Origin of the sequence: Enterobacter sp. SGAir0187, assembly GCF_002952735.2 — a bacterium.
Taxonomy (GTDB): domain Bacteria; phylum Pseudomonadota; class Gammaproteobacteria; order Enterobacterales; family Enterobacteriaceae; genus Enterobacter; species Enterobacter quasiroggenkampii.
The window spans coordinates 4633095-4651326 of the sequence record NZ_CP025034.2 but is presented as its reverse complement, the minus strand read 5'-3'; the positions used below and the strand labels follow the sequence as shown (position 1 = coordinate 4651326).

General features: G+C 53.0%; 18 protein-coding genes. 7 read left to right on the top strand and 11 right to left on the bottom strand.

Features of this window, described 5'->3' with window-relative positions; genetic code table 11:
• Positions 1–8: 8 nt before the first annotated feature.
• From CWR52_RS22195 to yciA, 3 genes are all read left to right on the top strand, one after another.
• Positions 9–752, top strand: coding sequence for a YciC family protein (locus tag CWR52_RS22195; protein WP_104950776.1), 744 nt, complete (start codon positions 9–11; stop codon positions 750–752).
• A 56-nt stretch (positions 753–808) separates the two neighbouring features.
• Positions 809–1348 (top strand): septation protein A, encoded by a 540-nt coding sequence (locus CWR52_RS22190; RefSeq protein ID WP_032647595.1) that lies wholly within the window; start codon positions 809–811, stop codon positions 1346–1348.
• A 104-nt stretch (positions 1349–1452) separates the two neighbouring features.
• Entirely contained in the window at positions 1453–1848 is a 396-nt protein-coding gene (gene yciA / locus CWR52_RS22185; RefSeq protein WP_008502796.1) for an acyl-CoA thioester hydrolase YciA, read from the top strand.
• 38 nt (positions 1849–1886) lie between these two features.
• On the opposite strand, the gene tonB is transcribed toward yciA, so the two are convergent.
• Complete coding sequence (gene tonB / locus CWR52_RS22180; protein WP_104950775.1) at positions 1887–2609, bottom strand: TonB system transport protein TonB; 723 nt, start codon at positions 2607–2609, stop codon at positions 1887–1889.
• Between the two features lie 220 nt (positions 2610–2829).
• Between tonB and CWR52_RS22175 the strand changes: the two genes are divergently transcribed.
• Entirely contained in the window at positions 2830–3126 is a 297-nt protein-coding gene (locus CWR52_RS22175) for a YciI family protein (RefSeq protein WP_104950774.1), read from the top strand.
• 41 nt (positions 3127–3167) lie between these two features.
• Here the strand turns inward: CWR52_RS22175 and CWR52_RS22170 are convergent, their stop codons facing one another.
• The 3 genes from CWR52_RS22170 to CWR52_RS22160 form a co-directional block, all read right to left on the bottom strand.
• The gene (locus CWR52_RS22170; RefSeq protein ID WP_104950773.1) at positions 3168–4121 is read right to left on the bottom strand and encodes a helix-turn-helix domain-containing GNAT family N-acetyltransferase; all 954 of its coding nucleotides are present in this window, start codon (positions 4119–4121) and stop codon (positions 3168–3170) included.
• A 93-nt stretch (positions 4122–4214) separates the two neighbouring features.
• Positions 4215–4850 carry a leucine efflux protein LeuE gene (leuE, locus tag CWR52_RS22165; RefSeq protein ID WP_104950772.1) on the bottom strand — a complete coding sequence of 212 codons (636 nt, stop codon included), beginning with the start codon at positions 4848–4850 and terminating at the stop codon, positions 4215–4217.
• Positions 4851–4961: 111 nt separating this feature from the next.
• Positions 4962–5135: a YciY family protein gene (locus tag CWR52_RS22160; protein ID WP_021240326.1), complete on the bottom strand. Its 174-nt coding sequence runs from the start codon at positions 5133–5135 to the stop codon at positions 4962–4964.
• 158 nt (positions 5136–5293) lie between these two features.
• On the opposite strand from CWR52_RS22160, the gene cls reads away from it, so the two are divergent.
• Both cls and CWR52_RS22150 read left to right on the top strand, forming a co-directional pair.
• On the top strand, positions 5294–6754 hold the full coding sequence (cls, locus tag CWR52_RS22155; RefSeq protein ID WP_008502791.1) for a cardiolipin synthase: 1461 nt from the start codon (positions 5294–5296) through the stop codon (positions 6752–6754).
• A 33-nt stretch (positions 6755–6787) separates the two neighbouring features.
• Entirely contained in the window at positions 6788–7117 is a 330-nt protein-coding gene (locus CWR52_RS22150) for an HI1450 family dsDNA-mimic protein (protein WP_006810881.1), read from the top strand.
• A gap of 31 nt (positions 7118–7148) precedes the next feature.
• On the opposite strand, the gene CWR52_RS22145 is transcribed toward CWR52_RS22150, so the two are convergent.
• The 7 genes from CWR52_RS22145 to CWR52_RS22110 form a co-directional block, all read right to left on the bottom strand.
• Entirely contained in the window at positions 7149–8018 is an 870-nt protein-coding gene (locus CWR52_RS22145; protein WP_201268145.1) for an ion transporter, read from the bottom strand.
• 14 nt (positions 8019–8032) lie between these two features.
• Entirely contained in the window at positions 8033–9037 is a 1005-nt protein-coding gene (oppF, locus tag CWR52_RS22140; RefSeq protein ID WP_008502789.1) for a murein tripeptide/oligopeptide ABC transporter ATP-binding protein OppF, read from the bottom strand.
• Complete coding sequence (locus tag CWR52_RS22135; protein ID WP_024907097.1) at positions 9034–10047, bottom strand: ABC transporter ATP-binding protein; 1014 nt, start codon at positions 10045–10047, stop codon at positions 9034–9036. Before CWR52_RS22135 ends, oppF begins: the two co-directional genes overlap by 4 nt.
• An 11-nt stretch (positions 10048–10058) precedes the next feature.
• Positions 10059–10967: an oligopeptide ABC transporter permease OppC gene (gene oppC / locus CWR52_RS22130; protein WP_008502787.1), complete on the bottom strand. Its 909-nt coding sequence runs from the start codon at positions 10965–10967 to the stop codon at positions 10059–10061.
• A 12-nt stretch (positions 10968–10979) separates the two neighbouring features.
• The gene (gene oppB / locus CWR52_RS22125; RefSeq protein ID WP_008502786.1) at positions 10980–11900 is read right to left on the bottom strand and encodes an oligopeptide ABC transporter permease OppB; all 921 of its coding nucleotides are present in this window, start codon (positions 11898–11900) and stop codon (positions 10980–10982) included.
• 84 nt (positions 11901–11984) lie between these two features.
• Complete coding sequence (oppA, locus tag CWR52_RS22120; protein ID WP_008502785.1) at positions 11985–13616, bottom strand: oligopeptide ABC transporter substrate-binding protein OppA; 1632 nt, start codon at positions 13614–13616, stop codon at positions 11985–11987.
• Positions 13617–14386: 770 nt separating this feature from the next.
• Complete coding sequence (locus CWR52_RS22110) at positions 14387–15034, bottom strand: YchE family NAAT transporter (protein WP_008502784.1); 648 nt, start codon at positions 15032–15034, stop codon at positions 14387–14389.
• A gap of 478 nt (positions 15035–15512) precedes the next feature.
• Here CWR52_RS22110 and adhE point away from each other — a divergent pair, with 478 nt between their 5' ends.
• Positions 15513–18191, top strand: coding sequence for a bifunctional acetaldehyde-CoA/alcohol dehydrogenase (gene adhE, locus CWR52_RS22105; protein WP_028013432.1), 2679 nt, complete (start codon positions 15513–15515; stop codon positions 18189–18191).
• The last annotated feature ends 41 nt before the right edge of the window (positions 18192–18232 follow it).

The following is an 18232-nucleotide window of genomic DNA, read 5'->3' as shown; positions in this document are numbered from 1 at the left end:
GAGAGTGCATGTCTATCACGGCGAAGTCTGTCTACCGTGACACGGGAAACTTTTTCCGCAATCAGTTCATTACCTTTTTACTGATCGCGTTGCTTTGCGCCTTTATCACGGTGGTGCTGGGTCATGCGTTCTCACCGAGTGAAGAACAGATTGCCAGCCTGAGCCAGGGCGACCATCTTGCGGGTAGCGTGGGGTTGTTTGAACTGGTGCAAAACATGACGCCGGAGCAGCAGCAAATTCTGCTGCGCGCTTCTGCCGCGTCCACGTTCTCAGGCCTGATCGGTAATGCGGTTCTGGCGGGCGGCGTTTTGCTGATGATTCAGCTGGTATCAGCGGGGCAACGGGTCAGCGCCTTACGGGCGATTGGTGCCAGCGCGCCGGTCTTACCTAAGCTGTTTATCCTGATCTTTTTGACCACCCTGCTGGTGCAGATGGGGATTATGCTGGTCGTGGTGCCGGGGGTATTACTGGCTATCGTGCTCTCATTTGCCCCGGTGATGGTCGTGCAGGATAAGATGGGTATTTTTACCGCGATGCGCAACAGCATCAGACTGGCATGGGCTAATATGCGTCTGGTGGCGCCCGCCGTGATCGGCTGGCTGCTGGCCAAAACGCTGCTGTTATTGTTTGCGCCGAATTTTGCGGTTTTAACGCCTAATGTTGGCGCCGTGGTGGCGAATACGCTGAGCAATCTCATTTCAGCGGTACTGCTCGTCTATCTGTTCCGCCTGTATATGTTAATTCGTCAGTAATCCCGAGGCGGGGGGCATCGCTGTCTCCCGCCCCGCTCAGAAGATGGAATCACAGAATGAAGCAGTTTCTTGATTTTTTACCGCTCGTGGTCTTTTTTGCTTTTTATAAGCTGTACGATATTTATGCCGCCACCACTGCGCTGATCGTTGCAACCGCCGTCGTACTGATCTACAGCTGGGTTCGCTATCGTAAAGTCGAAAAAATGGCGCTGGTTACCTTCGTCCTGGTCGCCGTATTCGGCGGGCTTACCCTGTTCTTCCACAATGATGAATTTATTAAGTGGAAAGTGACCGTCATTTACGCGCTGTTTGCGGGTGCATTGTTAATCAGTCAGTGGGTGATGAAAAAGCCGCTGATCCAGCGCATGCTGGGCAAAGAGCTTACACTGCCTCAACACGTCTGGTCCCGTCTGAATATCGCCTGGGCGGTCTTCTTTATTCTCTGCGGTCTCGCTAACATCTATATTGCTTTCTGGCTGCCGCAGAATATCTGGGTCAACTTTAAGGTCTTTGGCCTGACTGCGCTGACGCTTATCTTCACGCTGTTAAGCGGCGTATATATTTATCGACACATGCCGCAGGACGACAAGCACTGATTAATGACTGACCAGAACGTCAACGACAGGCGTTCTGGTCTATTCTCTCCGCTGTGAAATCATAGTAGCATCCCGCCTGAAGTCTTCCGTTACGAGTTAAAACAATGACAACAACTAACGCCCCTCAGGGCGAACTGGTTTTACGCACACTGGCAATGCCCGCTGACACCAATGCCAATGGCGATATTTTTGGCGGCTGGCTGATGTCGCAGATGGATATGGGCGGCGCAATTCTGGCAAAAGAGATCGCCCACGGGCGCGTGGTCACCGTGAGAGTGGACGGCATGACCTTCCTGCGCCCGGTTGCGGTGGGAGATGTGGTTTGCTGCTACGCGCGCTGCGTGAAACGCGGTAATACTTCCATTTCCATCAACATCGAAGTCTGGGTGAAGAAAGTCTCTTCTGAGCCGATTGGACAACGTTATAAGGCCACTGAAGCGCTGTTTATTTATGTCGCCGTGGACAGCGAGGGTAAACCGCGTCAACTTCCACAGGCCTGATCGACAGGCAAAAAAAAGCCTCCTTTCGGAGGCTTTTTTTATTCCATCTGCGCCCCGCCGTTCAGGCGGAAAACAATATTGACGATCAATCCGCTGCCCGGCTTGCCTGGCTCATAACGCCATCTGCGCATGGCAGATTTCACTTCGCGCTCAAACATATTAGAAGGTTGCGCAGACAAGATTTCCACATTATCCACGCGGCCATCCGCAGTGACATCAAATTTCACCCGTACGCGGCCTTCAATACGCAAGGCCTGAGCTCGCGCCGGATACTGAGGCTGATTGCGGCTTACGGCTCGCGGGCCCGCTGGCGCGGTAACCGTTGGCTTTGACGTCGTTGCCGTATTGTTCATCACCGAACGTGAAGGCGCTGCATTTTCGACTGGCTGGGCCGCGCGCGGTTCAACCGGACGTTCCTCGCGTTTCGGACGCTCCTCAACCTTCTTCACCGGCTTCGGCTTCGGCTTAGGTTTTGGCTTCGGTTCAGGTTTGTGGATCACCACCGGGGCTTCCTTCGGTGGCTCCGGAACGGGCTCGGGTTCTGGCTCCGGTTCAGCCACCGGCTGTGGCGGCGGAGGGGCAACCTGCGGCGGTTCGAGATCCGCTGGCGATACCATCGTCACGGAAATCGGCTGCGCGGGCGCGGGCATTTCAATAACCTGATGAACCGAGGTATACAGCAGACCCGCCACAACGGCACCGTGAATCACGACAGAAAGCAGCGTCGGCCAGGGAAAGCGGCGAGGTAAATCAAGGGTCATCGAAGTCATAGTCATCAACGTTAAAAAACCGAACCCTGATTTTAAATGCAAATAGCAATCATATTCAATAAGACACTTTGCTCTGGCGCAACTTTAGCGCCTGAGAGGCCAAAAAAGGCGCATTCAGATCAGGGTATTAACATTGTTTTTATTTTACATTGCAGTCGTTTGCCCTTTCACATAACGTAACTGACACTTTTACCGGTTAAGGAGCTTCGCCGTGTTTTACGTGATTTACTCTGAAGATGTTGCTGATTCGCTCGAAAAACGCCAGTCTGTGCGCCCTGCGCATCTGGCACGTTTGCAGTTGCTTCAGGATGAAGGCCGATTACTGACCGCTGGCCCCATGCCCGCAGTAGACAGCAACGATCCGGGTGCTGCCGGTTTTGCCGGCTCCACGATTATTGCTGAATTTGAATCCCAGGAAGCCGCTCAGGCCTGGGCTGACGCAGACCCGTACGTTGCAGCGGGTGTATATGCGAAGGTAACGGTCAGACCGTATAAGAAAGTGTTTTGATACCAAAGCGGCTCCGAAAGGAGCCTTTTTTATGGCGGCGATTACACGCCTCTGTACCGGGTAAACTGCTGCTCTGTAATCAGGCTCCCCCACTGGTCGCCTTCCCACTCTTTTACCAGCGTAAACCCAAACGACTCGTACAGACGCCGGGCGGCGGTCAGCTTATTGAACGTCCAGAGGTGCACGGCAGAAAACCCGACACTGTCGCAGAACCGCATCGCTTCATTCAGCAGTTTTTTCCCCACGCCGTGTCCCCGGCAGCCATCATCAAGAATAAACCAGCGAAGATGGGCTTCACCCGTCGCCAGATCCTCGCCATCGATTGCCACCGAGCCGACAATTTTGTCGTTGAGTACAGTCAGCCAAATCTGGTTACAGGGCTTCTCCAGTCTTTCACTGAACTCGGCCAGCCCAGAAGCCACTTTGGCCTCGAAGAAGCGACCAAAGTTATGCTCCCGCGAATAATAGCTGCCATGCATCTCCGCAATACGGCCAATCATGCCGGGGATATATCCCTGCACTATCTTCAGCTCGTCGGGCTGCATATCGTTGCCCGCCTCGCGGCATGCCAGCAGCGCGTTGGCATAAAGGGAGAGCCCCTCAGAGATGGTCTGCTGCTGGGCAGGAGCAAGACGCTTTATTGCTGTGACCACGCGCTCATTGCTGAAGGCATTAATTTTGCTGACCGTCTCGTGACCTTTCGCGGTCAGCCTGAGGCTCTTTGCTCTCGCATCCTCAACAGAAATGACTTCCTCGAGTTCGCCTGCGGCAATCAGGCGAGCCAGCATCCGGCTGACGCTGGACTTTTCCAGGCCCAGCAGTTGCACCAGCTGACTCGCCGTCATCTGTTTGCGTAAGGCGATTTCGACCAGGGTATGGACGGCCGAAGGTGAGTAGCTCGTTGAGGCCAGGGTAGAACCCATAAAACCTAACTCTCGCACCATGAGGCGCGAGGAACGTCGAATAACGCTGACTACCGGGGTTTCGCTGTGCATGTTCTGTCCTCACCATTTAGTTGCACTATACAACTAAGTGATGAGGCGTTGTCAAACATAATTAGAAAGGCTCCCGCAGGAGCCTTTCATTCATCAATGCAGCGACGCCAACCTCGCCGCAAACCCGACGAACAGCAGCCCTATCAGCCCGTTCCCCAGCTTTGCCAGTTTCTTTTTGGTTTTCAGATAACGCGTGACAAACGCACCGGAGAAGATCAGGAAGCTCATGTACATGAAGCTGATTAACTCAAGCGTCGTCGCGAGGATAAGGAAAGAGGTGCCGGTGCTCTGTGCGTTCACGTCAATGAACTGAACGAAGAACGATACGTAGAACAGAATCGCTTTTGGATTCGTCAGGCTCAATACCAGCGAACGTTTCATGATCGTGCTGGCAGGCTCGGTACCGCTCTCATGAGCGTGATTCTGCCGGGTAATGACCGACCAGAGCATTTTGCCGCCCAGCCACAGCAGATAGAAGGCGCCGAGATAGCGCACGATATTAAACAGTACCGGCGTGGTCTGAATTAATGCCGCGACGCCCGCCCAGGCCAGAAACATCAGTACCGCATCGCCGATAAATACGCCCGACGCGGCAAGATACCCTTTTTTAACGCCGTGTCCAATTCCGGTTTTGAGGACAAACAGGGTATTCGGCCCCGGTACGAGCACGATAAAAAACGCGCCAACAACATACGTCCAGAAATTCAGTACGCCAAACTCCGCAAACACTTCTTCTCCCTCCTTTTGCTCAATACAGCAGGAGTAGCGCTGCAAATACGCTACTCCTAAAAATCAGACTCTATAAAATCATTGGGCACCATTACGGTGCCCTCATGGTACTCAGATATCCTGGACTGCGAACAGCAACGCGTTGCGATGCCGGGTCATTCCACATTTTCTGATGGCGTGAATACGCATATTGCGGCGGGATTGTGCTTCCAGCCAACGAGCCTTGCGACGACTCACCTGTCGCAACATGCGCCAGCGCCCTACTTCTGTTCTACTGCGCTTCATGTCTACAACTCTTTCTCTAACACTTTTTCTCTAAAAGAAAGGCCATTATAAACCCAACCCTGCGGCAAACCAGCGCTTTTACCTGGCGTTTTTATTTGCCAGATGAATCCTGATGCGTACACTCATAACAATACGCTTTCAAAAGGATTTTTTTACCTATGACAACCTTCTACACCGTGGTGAGTTGGCTGGTCATTTTAGGATACTGGCTGTTAATCGCGGGTGTGACGTTACGCATCCTGATGAAGCGCAGAGCCGTACCCTCTGCCATGGCCTGGCTTCTGATCATCTACATCCTGCCGCTGGTGGGAATTATTGCCTATCTCTCTTTCGGTGAGCTTCATCTCGGCAAACGCCGCGCCGAGCGGGCCCGCGCCATGTGGCCCTCAACCGCAAAGTGGCTAAACGATCTTAAAGCCTGCAAGCATATCTTTGCCGAGGAGAACAGCAGTGTCGCCTCGTCACTGTTTAAGCTGTGCGAGCGCCGTCAGGGGATTGGTGGTGTTAAAGGCAATCAACTGCAGCTGCTGACCTCGTCCGACGACGTCATGCAGGCATTAATCCGCGATATCCAGCTGGCGCGTCATAATATCGAGATGGTTTTTTATATCTGGCAACCCGGCGGGATGGCTGACCAGGTCGCTGAATCGCTGATGGCCGCGGCGCGACGCGGCATTCACTGCCGTCTGATGCTTGACTCCGCAGGCAGCGTGGCATTTTTCCGTAGCCCCTGGGCAGGCATGATGCGCAATGCCGGTATCGAAGTGGTTGAAGCGCTGAAGGTCAATCTCCTGCGCGTGTTTCTGCGCCGGATGGATCTCCGTCAGCATCGTAAAATGATCATGATCGATAACTATATTGCCTACACCGGCAGCATGAACATGGTTGACCCGCGCTTCTTCAAGCAGGACTCGGGCGTGGGCCAGTGGGTGGATTTGATGGCGCGAATGGAGGGGCCAATTGCCACCTCGATGGGCATCGTTTACTCCTGCGACTGGGAGATAGAAACCGGCAAACGCATCCTGCCGCCACCGCCGGACGGCAATATTATGCCGTTTGAAGAGGCCAGCGGTCACACCATTCATACCATTGCTTCCGGGCCAGGCTTCCCGGAGGATTTGATCCATCAGGCGCTGCTGACGGCGACCTACTCGGCGCGTGAATACCTGATCATGACGACGCCCTACTTTGTTCCCAGCGATGATCTCCTGCACGCGATCTGTACCGCGGCGCAGCGCGGCGTCGATGTGAGCATTATTTTGCCACGCAAAAATGACTCTCTTCTGGTGGGCTGGGCCAGCCGGGCATTCTTTAGCGAACTGCTGGCTGCAGGGGTGAAGATCTACCAGTTCGAAGGCGGATTGCTCCACACCAAAAGCGTGCTTGTCGACGGCGAGTTAAGCCTGGTGGGGACAGTGAACCTGGATATGCGCAGCCTGTGGCTCAACTTTGAAATCACGCTGGTTATTGATGATGCCGGCTTTGGCGGCGATCTCGCGGCGGTGCAGGATGATTATATCTCCCGCTCGCGGCTGCTGGATGCCAGACTGTGGGTAAAACGTCCGCTGTGGCAGAGAATTGCCGAACGACTGTTTTACTTCTTTAGTCCGTTGCTGTAAAACGTGCCCAACGATGTTAAACAGGTAGTCATCATGGAAATGGATCTGAACAATCGCCTGACCGAAGACGAAACGCTCGAGCAGGCCTATGACATTTTTCTCGAACTGGCGGTTGATAACCTCGATCCCGCAGACGTGATCCTCTTTAATCTGCAGTTCGAAGAGCGCGGCGGTGCCGAACTGTTTGACCCTTCAGAAGACTGGGCTGAGCATGTGGATTTCGATCTGAATCCTGACTTCTTTGCCGAAGTGGTCATCGGGCTGGCCGATGAAGACGGTGGCGAGATTAACGATATTTTCGCCCGCGTCCTGCTCTGTCGAGAGAAAGACCACAAGCTGTGCCATATTCTCTGGCGCGAATAATAAAAAAGGCTGCGATTGCAGCCTTTTTTATTTACTCCGGCAACGCACTTCCGCAGCGGTTACAAAACCGCGCGTTAAGGTCATGTTCACCCTGGTGACATGCCGGACATTTGCGCTGCTGCTTGCGGCTCTGAAATGCGCTGCTCATGTGCGTGGTAATAAGCCCTGTCGGAATAGCAATGACCGAATAGCCAATCAAAATCAGCACTGAGGCCACAATGCGGCCCAGCGGCGTATGGGGCGTGATATCACCGTACCCGACGGTCGTCACGGTCACTATCGCCCAATAGACGGACGCATTGAGCGTCGTGAAACCATATTTCGGCCCCTCTATCAGATACATCAGCGCGCCAAAAACGATCATGACGATGGCAATAAACGAGTAGAAGAGAATAAGCTGATGACGCGCGCTGACGATTGCGCTCCAGAACACGCGCAGTGAGGGCATAAAGCGCAGTAATTTCAGAATACGTAATACGCGAATAACGCGCATCGCTCGCCAGGCAAAGACATAGCTCAGGCTGATTTCCGGCCACAGCCACATGACGTAGAGCGGCAGAATGGTGGCTAAATCGATAAATCCCCAGAAGCTGAAAACATATCGGCCCGGGTTAGGCCAGGCAATCACTCGGAGGAGATATTCAGCGGTAAAAACCAGGGTAATCGCCAGCTCAAGCCAGACAAAGACATGCCATTCGTCAAACGTCAGGTGGTATTGCGTCCCGGCGCCTGACTCGATAAAGATGACCACCACGCTGAGGAGCGCAAATAAACCGCAAAGACCTTCGAAGCGTCGCCCGGATACCGTTTCAGGATCGAATAAAACATGATAAAGCCGCCGACGGGCTGACGTGAATAAACGCGACACATTGACCTCGCAAAATATAAGGGCTGACATCATGTCAGCCCTTGCGATTATAACGGGTCTACTTTCAGGCAGGAAACCGCATGTCGGAAACTGCCTTCCAGAACCGGCCGCGTTTTCGCACATTCCGGCCCGGCCATAGGGCAGCGCGTGCGGAAGACGCAGCCCGACGGCGGGTTAATCGGTGAAGGCAATTCCCCTTCCAGAAGCTGGATGGTCTTATTCTTTTCCAGATCGGGATCGGGGATCGGCACCGCCGACATCAGCGCTTTGGTGTAAGGGTGCAGCGGATTGTGGTACACCTCGTCATAGGTGCCCAGCTCCACGGCGTGCCCCAAATACATCACCAGCACGCGGTCAGAGATGTGTTTCACCACGGCCAGGTCATGCGCGATGAAGATCAGCGACAGCCCCATTTCGCGCTGCAGCTTCTGCAGCAGGTTAACCACCTGCGCCTGAATGGAGACGTCGAGCGCGGAAACTGGTTCATCACAGATAATCAGCTTCGGTTCGAGGATCAGGGCGCGCGCAATACCAATACGCTGACACTGGCCGCCGGAAAACTCGTGCGGATAGCGGTTGATGAGGTTAGGCAACAGCCCGACTTTCAGCATCATCGCCTTAACGCGATCGCGCACTTCCTGACGGGACATCTTCGGATGATAGGTCCGCAGCGGCTCGGCAATAATCTCACCGATGGTCATACGCGGGTTTAACGACGCCAGCGGATCCTGGAAAATCATCTGGATATCGCTGCGCACGTCGCGCCACTCATCGGGTTTCATGCCCAGCAGATCTTTACCCAGCCAGGCCACTTTGCCGTCGGTGGCTTTCACCAGACCGATAATGGCGCGCGCAAAGGTCGATTTACCGCAGCCGGACTCGCCCACCACGCCCAGGGTCTCCCCCTCATACAGGCGCAGGGTGACGCCGTCCACCGCTTTCAGGGTCTTCGACGGCTGCCAGAACCACTGTTTGCCGTCTTTGATGTCGAAATGCACCTTAAGGTCAGCAATCTCGAGCAGCACGTTGCGTTTTTCATCTAATGCGTTCATACCAGCTCCTCCTGCGGCTTAAAGCAGGCGCGCAGGCGGCCTGGTGCAAACTCTTCCAGCGGCGGTGCGCTGTTGCAGATTTCCATCGCGTGCGGGCAGCGCGGCTGGAACGGACAGCCTTTCGGCAGGCGCAGCAGGTTTGGCGGGTTGCCTGGAATGGTGAGCAGGGACTCCCCTTCCGCATCGAGACGCGGTACCGCGTTCAGCAGGCCAATCGAGTAAGGATGCGCTGGCTGATAGAATACGTCACGCGCTTTGCCGTATTCCATGGTACGGCCGGCATACATCACCAGCACTTTGTCACAGATGCCCGCCACCACGCCCAGGTCGTGGGTGATCATGATAATCGCCGTGTTGAACTCACGCTTCAGCTCGTTCAACAAGGTCATGATTTGTGCCTGAACGGTAACGTCCAGCGCGGTGGTCGGTTCGTCGGCAATCAGCAGTTTTGGCCGGCACAGCAGCGCCATCGCAATCATCACGCGCTGACGCATACCGCCAGAGAACTCGTGCGGGAACATGCGCATGCGCTTACGCGCTTCCGGCATTTTCACCGCATCGAGCATTTTGACCGACTCTTCAAAGGCTTCGGCTTTGCCCAGACCTTTGTGCAGCATCAGGACTTCCATCAGCTGCTCACCGACGCGCATGTACGGGTTCAGCGAGGTCATCGGATCCTGGAAAATCATCGAGATCTGCTCGGCGCGCAGCTTGTTCAGCTCGTGCTCCGGCAGGTTGAGGATTTCGCGACCGTTGAATTTAGCGGAACCACCAATCACACCGTTAGCGGCCAGCAGGCCCATTAGCGCAAAGGCGGTCTGGGATTTCCCGGATCCGGATTCACCCACGATGCCGAGCGTTTCGCCCGCGCGCAGGTTGAAGTTGAGATCGTTCACGGCGGTCACATCCCCGTCCGGGGTCTTAAAGGTGACGCGAAGATCTTTTACGTCCAGCAGAAGGTCGCTCCGCTGCTGCGCCTGTGGCGCGGTTGCCGTTTCAATCATTGTCATGACGGCGCTCCTTAACGGTCTTTCGGGTCGAGGGCATCACGCAGGCCATCGCCGATAAAGTTAAAACAAAACAGGGTAACGACCAGGAAACCCGCCGGGTATAACAGCAGCCACGGTGACACTTCCATTGAGTTTGCACCGTCACTCAGCAGCGCGCCCCAGCTGCTCAGCGGCTCTTGCGTACCCAGACCGAGGAAGCTCAGGAAGGATTCAAACAGGATCATGCTTGGCACCAGCAGTGAGGCATAGACCACCACCACGCCCAGCACGTTAGGAACGATATGGCGAACCACGATATTCCCGGTAGAGACACCGCCGACCTGTGCGGCTTCGATAAACTCTTTGCGTTTGAGGCTCAGCGTCTGGCCGCGGACAATACGCGCCATATCCAGCCAGGAAACCATCCCGATGGCCACGAAGATCAACAGGATATTCTGACCGAAAAAGGTCACCAGCAGGATGACGAAGAACATAAACGGGAAGGAGTTCAGGATTTCCAGCAGACGCATCATCACCGAGTCCACTTTGCCGCCAAGGTAGCCGGACAGTGAGCCGTAGAGCGTCCCCACGATCACCGCCACCAGCGCGGCAGCAATCCCGACCATCAGCGAGATACGCCCCCCGATAGCGACACGCACCAGCAGATCGCGTCCGGAAGAGTCCGTGCCGAAATAGTGGCCAGACTCCATATCAGGCGCGCTGGACATCATGCCCCAGTCGGTGTCGAAATAGGTAAATTGCGACAGCATCGGGGCAAGGGTCACAAACAGCGCGATGATCACCAGAACCACCAGACTCGCCACCGCCGCGCGGTTGTGCATAAAGCGACGACGCGCGTCCTGCCAGAGGCTACGACCTTCCACTTCCAGTTTTTCACTGAAGTTTTCCAGCGCCTCGCTGTTTTTCTTACTCAACATCATGGCGTGCTCCAGTTAGTAACGGATTTTCGGGTCGATGACGGCGTACAGAACATCGACGATTGCGTTAAAGAGAATGGTCAGCGCACCGACGAGAATGGTCAGGCTCAGTACCAGCGAATAGTCGCGGTTGAGCGCGCCGTTCACAAACAGCTGGCCAATGCCCGGCAGGCCGTAAATGGTTTCGATAACCATCGAGCCAGTGATGATCCCGACGAATGCCGGTCCCATGTAGGAGAGCACGGGCAACAGCGCCGGTTTAAGCGCGTGGCGGAAGATAATCCGACGCATCGGCAGCCCTTTCGCGCGCGCGGTACGAATGAAGTTCGAGTGCAGCACTTCGATCATTGAACCACGGGTGATACGCGCGATACTGGCGATGTACGCCAGAGATAATGCCACCATCGGCAAAATCATGAACTTGAGTGCCCCGCCGTTCCAGCCGCCGCCAGGCAGCCACTTCAGCGTAATGGCAAATATCATCACCAGTAATGGCGCGACAACGAAGCTGGGTATAACTACCCCGGTCATCGCCACCCCCATTACGGCATAATCCCATTTGGTATTTTGTCTGAGCGCGGCGATGACGCCAGCGGTGACACCGAAAACGATCGCCAGAATGAATGCCGCAGCACCCAATTTCGCCGACACCGGGAAGCTGGACGCCACCAGGTCGTTAACGGAATAGTCTTTATATTTAAATGACGGTCCAAAATCACCGTGCGCCAGCTGCTTCAGGTAGTTGAAGTACTGGGTCGAGATAGGATCGTTTAAGTGGTATTTCGCTTCGATATTCGCCATGACTTCTGGCGGCAGCGTACGCTCACCGGTAAATGGACTTCCCGGCGCAAGGCGCATCATGAAGAAGGAAATCGTGATGAGAATAAATAGCGTTGGAATCGCTTCCAGACAGCGACGTAGGATAAATTTCAACATTGCCCGTACCTTCTGGCGTGTGCCTATATAATGTGACGTTGGTTAGACACCGTGGGGCGAGCACGCCCGCCCCACTCATTGCCATTAATGCTTGATAATATACAAGTTTTTAACGTAGATATTATCCATCGGGTCTTTACCGGTGTACCCACCTACCCACGGTTTCACCAGACGGGCGTTAACGTAGTAGTAAACCGGAACGATCGCGGAATCTTTATCCAGCTGCTGCTCAGCTTTAGAGTACAGTTCAGTACGCTGTGCTTCGTCAGTGGTTTTCAGCGTGTCGGCGATCAGCTTGTCAAACGCCGGGCTCTTATAGTGCGCGGTGTTGTTTGAGCTGTCACTCAGCATGGTGTTCAGGAAGGAGGTCGGTTCGTTATAGTCCGCACACCAGCCAGCACGCGCAACGTCAAAGGTGCCCTGATGACGGCTGTCGAGGAAGGTCTTCCACTCCTGATTCTCCAGCTTCACGTTCGCGCCCAGGTTTTTCTTCCAGATCGAAGCGACGGCGATAGCCAGTTTTTTGTGCAGATCGGACGTGTTGTACAACAGGCTGAAGGTCAGCGGCTTATCTGCGGTATAGCCCGCTTCGGCCAGCAGTTTCTTCGCTTCTGCGTTACGCTGTTCCTGCGTCTGTTTGAACCAGTCTGGCTCGGTCAGTTTTGCACCATCGGTGTATGGAGGGGTATAGCTGTATGCCGGCAGATCGCCCTGGTTTTTCACTTTGTTTACGATGATATCGCGATCCAGAGCCAGCTTCAGCGCGGTACGAACGCGTACGTCGGTGAACGGTGCTTTCTGGTTGTTGATTTCATAGTAGTAGGTGCACAGGTACGGGTCGACGTGAACTTCTTTAGGGATCTCTTTCTTCAGTTTCTGGAACAGTTCAATCGGCATGTTGTTATAGGTCATGTCGATTTCGCCGCTGCGGTAGCGGTTGACGTCAGTCACTTCGGACGAAATTGGCAGGTAGGTAACCTGATTAATCACGGTTTTAGCGTTGTCCCAGTATTGCGGGTTACGCTCAAGCACCATACGCTCGTTGACCACCCAGTCTTTCAGCTTGTAGGCACCGTTGGTCACGATATTGGCAGGCTGGGTCCATTTTTCACCAAATTTTTCCACGGCGGATTTTGGTACCGGGGAGACGGACGGGTGAACCAGCAGCTTATAGAAGTACGGAACAGGTTCGCTCAACGTGACTTCAAAGGTATTGGCATCGATCGCCTTAACGCCCAGGTCGGTGATCGGTTTTTTGCCCGCGATGATGTCATCAATATTGGCAATATGGCCATATTGCAGGTAGCTCGCATACGGAGAGGCGGTCGTTGGATTCGCCAGACGCTGCCAGCTATAAACGAAATCTTCAGCCGTCACCGGCGTACCGTCGGACCATTTCGCATCTTTACGCAGATGGAAGGTCCAGACTTTGAAATCTTTGTTTTCCCATTTTTCTGCCACGCCCGGTGCCGGGTGGCCATCTACGTCCGTTACCAGCAGACCTTCGAACAGGTCGCGGTTGACGTTAGACTCAGGAACACCTTCAATTTTGTGCGGGTCGAGAGACTGAACTTCCGCACCGTTGTTACGCACCAGCGTCTGCTTCTCCGCCAGCTGAACACCTGCAGGAACGTCCGCAGCCATTGCAGCGTTTCCCGCGATTAGCGCAGTTAAAATCCCCGCCGCTACCAGATTTTTTTTTGTGATGATGGACATTGTGTTGGTACTCCACTCATTATAATGACTGGCCTTCGCCAGCTGTGTAATCCCCTGTTGGGGCCTGTACAGCGCAGGAGTTTTTTTTGCTGCTGTCAGGTTCTTCTTTTACTACTTGCTATCACCGACTTTTTTATTACTGACCGCTCGTATGGCCGTCTTGCGTCGATTCTTTACAGGCCTCCCCTGTTTGAGGCCTGCGCTGGATATCTGAGAAGAGAACTATATGAAAATAATTCTCATCTGATTGTTTTATGCTGCAAAATATTAGGCCGGAAAGTATCAAATGGCGTAATCGTGCGCCAATACATTTTGCAAATTTGTTAAGCAATTCTCTTTTACGGTGAGTACCGTATCGTTGAGGGCAGCCCTGCCAGACATCGAATATCAGTAAAACAACATGATATTCAACAGGATAGAGAAAATTTTCTCTACAAGCGCGTCGCTGCGCTATCATCGAGTGAATTTGTACAAAAATTTAACAACTGGTTATTATTTAGCACATTCGTCTAGGGGAATGTTGAAATTACTAATATCATTTCGGTTATCTCTCAGCAAGCCCAAGAGTATCATGTGAGTAAAATAACAGAGCGATCGAAGATTTTCTGTGCAGGCGGGTTGATGCGGAATTAATAACCTATTGAAATACAAGCAATGAACATTATTAGTAGAATTTATTATGATATGTGAGCATTTCAACTTTAGTTATATGATTTGCTGATAATCACGTAAAAAAACGGAGCCGTCGCTCCGTCCTTTCATATGAAGTATTAATGCAATAATCCGGGGAAAATGCTTTTAATCCCCGTGACGATGAATTCGATCCCTAACGCCATCAGCAACAGGCCCATGATACGCGTAATGACGTTGATGCCCGTTTGACCCAGCAAGCGCACCAGCCAGGGTGCCATGCGGAACACACCCCAACAGCAGAGCGCAAAAATGGCAATAGCCACTGAAAAGCCAATCAGGTGCATCAGGCTATGGTAACGCGTCCCCCAGACGATGGTTGAACTGATGGCCCCCGGACCGGCCATCAACGGTAAGGCCAGCGGCACTACGCCAATGCTTTCGCGGATAGCGGTTTCTGACTTCTCTTGTTTGTTCTGCTTATCCTCGCCCAGCTTACCGCTGATCATGGACATGGCGATGGTTACCACCAGGATCCCGCCGGCAATACGGAAAGAATCAATGGAAATCCCGAACAGCTGAAGAATCGTGTCGCCGAGAAAAAGAGAGGTCAACAATATGATCGCTACCGACAGGTTAGCGGTGAGGTTGGTTTTGTTCCTGGCCGCCGCTGTCTGGTAACTCGTCATACTAATGAAGACAGGAATGATCCCCACCGGGTTGACCAGGGCAAACAAACCAATAAAAAATTTAAAATAAGTTGGAAAATCAAAGAGCGTTTGGATCACGTTTTGCTCCGCTTATACACATGCCCTGGATTGACAATTTGTCGTGAGAAATCGCGCTGAAGATACCCTTTTTATCAGCATACTTCACTTGAAATCTGTACCAAAACGTTATCATTTCAGGATGTTAAACATATGTTGAATCATTGATGCCACCACTTCCAATAGTTACTTAATTAATTAACAGTGGAAAAATATCCATGAAATAACCCTGCTGAAAGGTATCAGCTTGGGGAGAAATTGACGCAGATCATGATTTCCGTACTCAGAAGTGAGTAATCTTGATTACGCCCCCAGGAAGGTCACCTGTCAAAAAGGGATGATGCTAAGGTAAGGCTCTTTTAGTAAATTAGTGTGCTGGAGCATAAAGTAACCCATTGTTTTACTTTATGTAACGCAAGTCGTATTGGCACTGTCTATACTGTCTGACGTATCGAGCGCTGGTTTACTAAAAGAGTTTAAACATTATCAGGAGAGCATTATGGCTGTTACTAATATCGCTGAACTGAACGCCCTCGTCGAGCGCGTTAAAAAAGCCCAGCGTGAATATGCCAATTTCACCCAAGAACAGGTTGATAAAATCTTCCGCGCGGCCGCACTGGCTGCTGCAGATGCTCGAATCCCTCTCGCTAAAATGGCCGTTGCCGAATCCGGCATGGGTATCGTGGAAGATAAAGTGATTAAAAACCACTTCGCTTCCGAGTATATCTACAACGCCTATAAAGATGAGAAAACCTGTGGCGTGCTGTCCGAAGACGACACCTTCGGTACCATCACCATCGCTGAACCTATCGGCATCATCTGCGGTATTGTTCCGACCACTAACCCAACGTCTACTGCAATCTTCAAATCACTGATTAGCCTGAAAACCCGTAACGCAATCATCTTCTCTCCACACCCACGTGCGAAAGACGCGACTAACAAAGCTGCAGATATCGTCCTGCAAGCGGCTATCGCTGCGGGTGCACCAAAAGACCTGATCGGCTGGATCGACCAACCTTCTGTTGAGCTCTCCAACGCGCTGATGCATCACCCGGACATTAACCTGATTCTGGCGACCGGTGGTCCCGGCATGGTTAAAGCCGCATACAGCTCCGGTAAACCTGCTATCGGCGTGGGCGCGGGTAACACCCCTGTTGTTATCGATGAAACCGCTGATATCAAACGTGCTGTCGCGTCTGTGCTGATGTCTAAAACCTTCGATAACGGCGTGATCTGCGCATCTGAACAGTCTGTTGTGGTCGTGGATTCCGTATATGACGCGGTTCGCGAACGTTTCGCCAGCCACGGCGGCTACCTGCTGCAGGGCAAAGAGCTGAAAGCGGTTCAGGACATCATCCTGAAAAATGGCGCGCTGAACGCCGCTATCGTGGGTCAGCCAGCCTACAAAATTGCTGAACTCGCAGGCTTTACCGTTCCGGCAACAACCAAAATCCTGATCGGTGAAGTAAAAGTCGTTGACGAAAGCGAGCCGTTTGCTCACGAAAAACTGTCTCCGACGCTTGCCATGTACCGTGCGAAAGATTTCGAAGATGCGGTTGAGAAAGCAGAGAAGCTGGTTGCCATGGGCGGTATCGGTCACACCTCTTGTCTGTACACTGACCAGGACAACCAGCCAGAGCGTGTTGCTCACTTCGGTCAGATGATGAAAACTGCACGTATCCTGATCAACACCCCTGCTTCTCAGGGTGGTATCGGTGACCTGTACAACTTTAAACTCGCACCTTCCCTGACTCTGGGTTGTGGTTCCTGGGGTGGTAACTCCATCTCTGAAAACGTTGGTCCAAAACACCTGATCAACAAGAAAACCGTTGCTAAGCGAGCTGAAAACATGTTGTGGCACAAACTTCCGAAATCTATCTACTTCCGCCGTGGCTCTCTGCCAATCGCGCTGGATGAAGTGATTACTGATGGCCACAAACGTGCGCTCATCGTGACTGACCGTTTCCTGTTTAACAACGGCTACGCTGACCAGATCACCTCCGTGCTGAAAGCGGCTGGCGTCGAAACTGAAGTATTCTTCGAAGTTGAAGCTGACCCAACCCTGAGCGTTGTACGTAAAGGTGCTGAACTGGCTAACTCCTTCAAACCAGATGTGATTATCGCACTGGGTGGTGGTTCCCCAATGGACGCCGCGAAAATCATGTGGGTTATGTACGAGCATCCAGAAACGCACTTCGAAGAACTGGCGCTGCGCTTTATGGACATCCGTAAACGTATCTACAAGTTCCCGAAAATGGGCGTAAAAGCGAAAATGATCGCGGTCACCACCACTTCCGGTACCGGTTCAGAAGTTACGCCATTCGCGGTAGTAACCGACGATGCAACAGGTCAGAAATACCCACTGGCTGACTATGCGCTGACGCCAGACATGGCTATCGTTGATGCGAACCTGGTCATGGAGATGCCGAAGTCACTGTGTGCGTTTGGTGGTCTGGATGCGGTGACTCACGCCCTGGAAGCTTACGTTTCTGTGCTGGCGTCTGAGTTCTCAGACGGTCAGGCCCTGCAGGCTCTGAAACTGCTGAAAGAAAACCTGCCAGCGTCTTACAACGAAGGCTCTAAAAACCCTGTAGCACGTGAACGCGTTCACAGTGCAGCAACCATCGCCGGTATCGCGTTTGCCAACGCCTTCCTGGGTGTTTGCCACTCAATGGCGCACAAACTGGGCTCACAGTTCCACATTCCTCACGGTCTGGCGAACGCCCTGTTGATCAGCAACGTTATCCGTTATAACGCTAACGACAACCCAACCAAGCAGACGGCTTTCAGCCAGTACGACCGTCCACAAGCACGTCGTCGTTATGCTGAAATCGCTGACCACCTTGGTCTGAGCGCACCGGGCGACCGCACTGCTGCGAAGATTGAGAAACTGCTGGCATGGCTGGAAAGCCTGAAGGCTGAACTGGGTATTCCTAAGTCAATCCGTGAAGCGGGCGTACAGGAAGCTGACTTCCTCGCTCACGTAGACAAACTGTCTGAAGATGCATTCGATGACCAGTGTACTGGTGCTAACCCGCGCTACCCACTGATCTCCGAGCTGAAACAGATTCTGCTGGATACCTACTACGGTCGTGAGTTCAAAGAAGGTGACGTTGCCGCTGTGAAAACAGAAGCACCTGTCATCAAAGCTGACAAGAAAGCGAAGAAAAGCGCTTAATTGACATCAGTAGATGAAAAACCCGCCTTTATGGCGGGTTT

Coding starts and splice junctions, on each gene's coding strand:
- CWR52_RS22195 (WP_104950776.1), top strand. CDS start 9: ATGTCTATCACGGCGAAGTCTGTCTACCGTGACACGGGAAACTTTTTC.
- CWR52_RS22190 (WP_032647595.1), top strand. CDS start 809: ATGAAGCAGTTTCTTGATTTTTTACCGCTCGTGGTCTTTTTTGCTTTT.
- yciA (WP_008502796.1), top strand. CDS start 1,453: ATGACAACAACTAACGCCCCTCAGGGCGAACTGGTTTTACGCACACTG.
- tonB (WP_104950775.1), bottom strand. CDS start 2,609: ATGACCCTTGATTTACCTCGCCGCTTTCCCTGGCCGACGCTGCTTTCT.
- CWR52_RS22170 (WP_104950773.1), bottom strand. CDS start 4,121: ATGCACAGCGAAACCCCGGTAGTCAGCGTTATTCGACGTTCCTCGCGC.
- CWR52_RS22160 (WP_021240326.1), bottom strand. CDS start 5,135: ATGAAGCGCAGTAGAACAGAAGTAGGGCGCTGGCGCATGTTGCGACAG.
- cls (WP_008502791.1), top strand. CDS start 5,294: ATGACAACCTTCTACACCGTGGTGAGTTGGCTGGTCATTTTAGGATAC.
- CWR52_RS22150 (WP_006810881.1), top strand. CDS start 6,788: ATGGAAATGGATCTGAACAATCGCCTGACCGAAGACGAAACGCTCGAG.
- CWR52_RS22145 (WP_201268145.1), bottom strand. CDS start 8,018: ATGATGTCAGCCCTTATATTTTGCGAGGTCAATGTGTCGCGTTTATTC.
- oppF (WP_008502789.1), bottom strand. CDS start 9,037: ATGAACGCATTAGATGAAAAACGCAACGTGCTGCTCGAGATTGCTGAC.
- CWR52_RS22135 (WP_024907097.1), bottom strand. CDS start 10,047: ATGACAATGATTGAAACGGCAACCGCGCCACAGGCGCAGCAGCGGAGC.
- oppC (WP_008502787.1), bottom strand. CDS start 10,967: ATGATGTTGAGTAAGAAAAACAGCGAGGCGCTGGAAAACTTCAGTGAA.
- oppB (WP_008502786.1), bottom strand. CDS start 11,900: ATGTTGAAATTTATCCTACGTCGCTGTCTGGAAGCGATTCCAACGCTA.
- oppA (WP_008502785.1), bottom strand. CDS start 13,616: ATGTCCATCATCACAAAAAAAAATCTGGTAGCGGCGGGGATTTTAACT.
- adhE (WP_028013432.1), top strand. CDS start 15,513: ATGGCTGTTACTAATATCGCTGAACTGAACGCCCTCGTCGAGCGCGTT.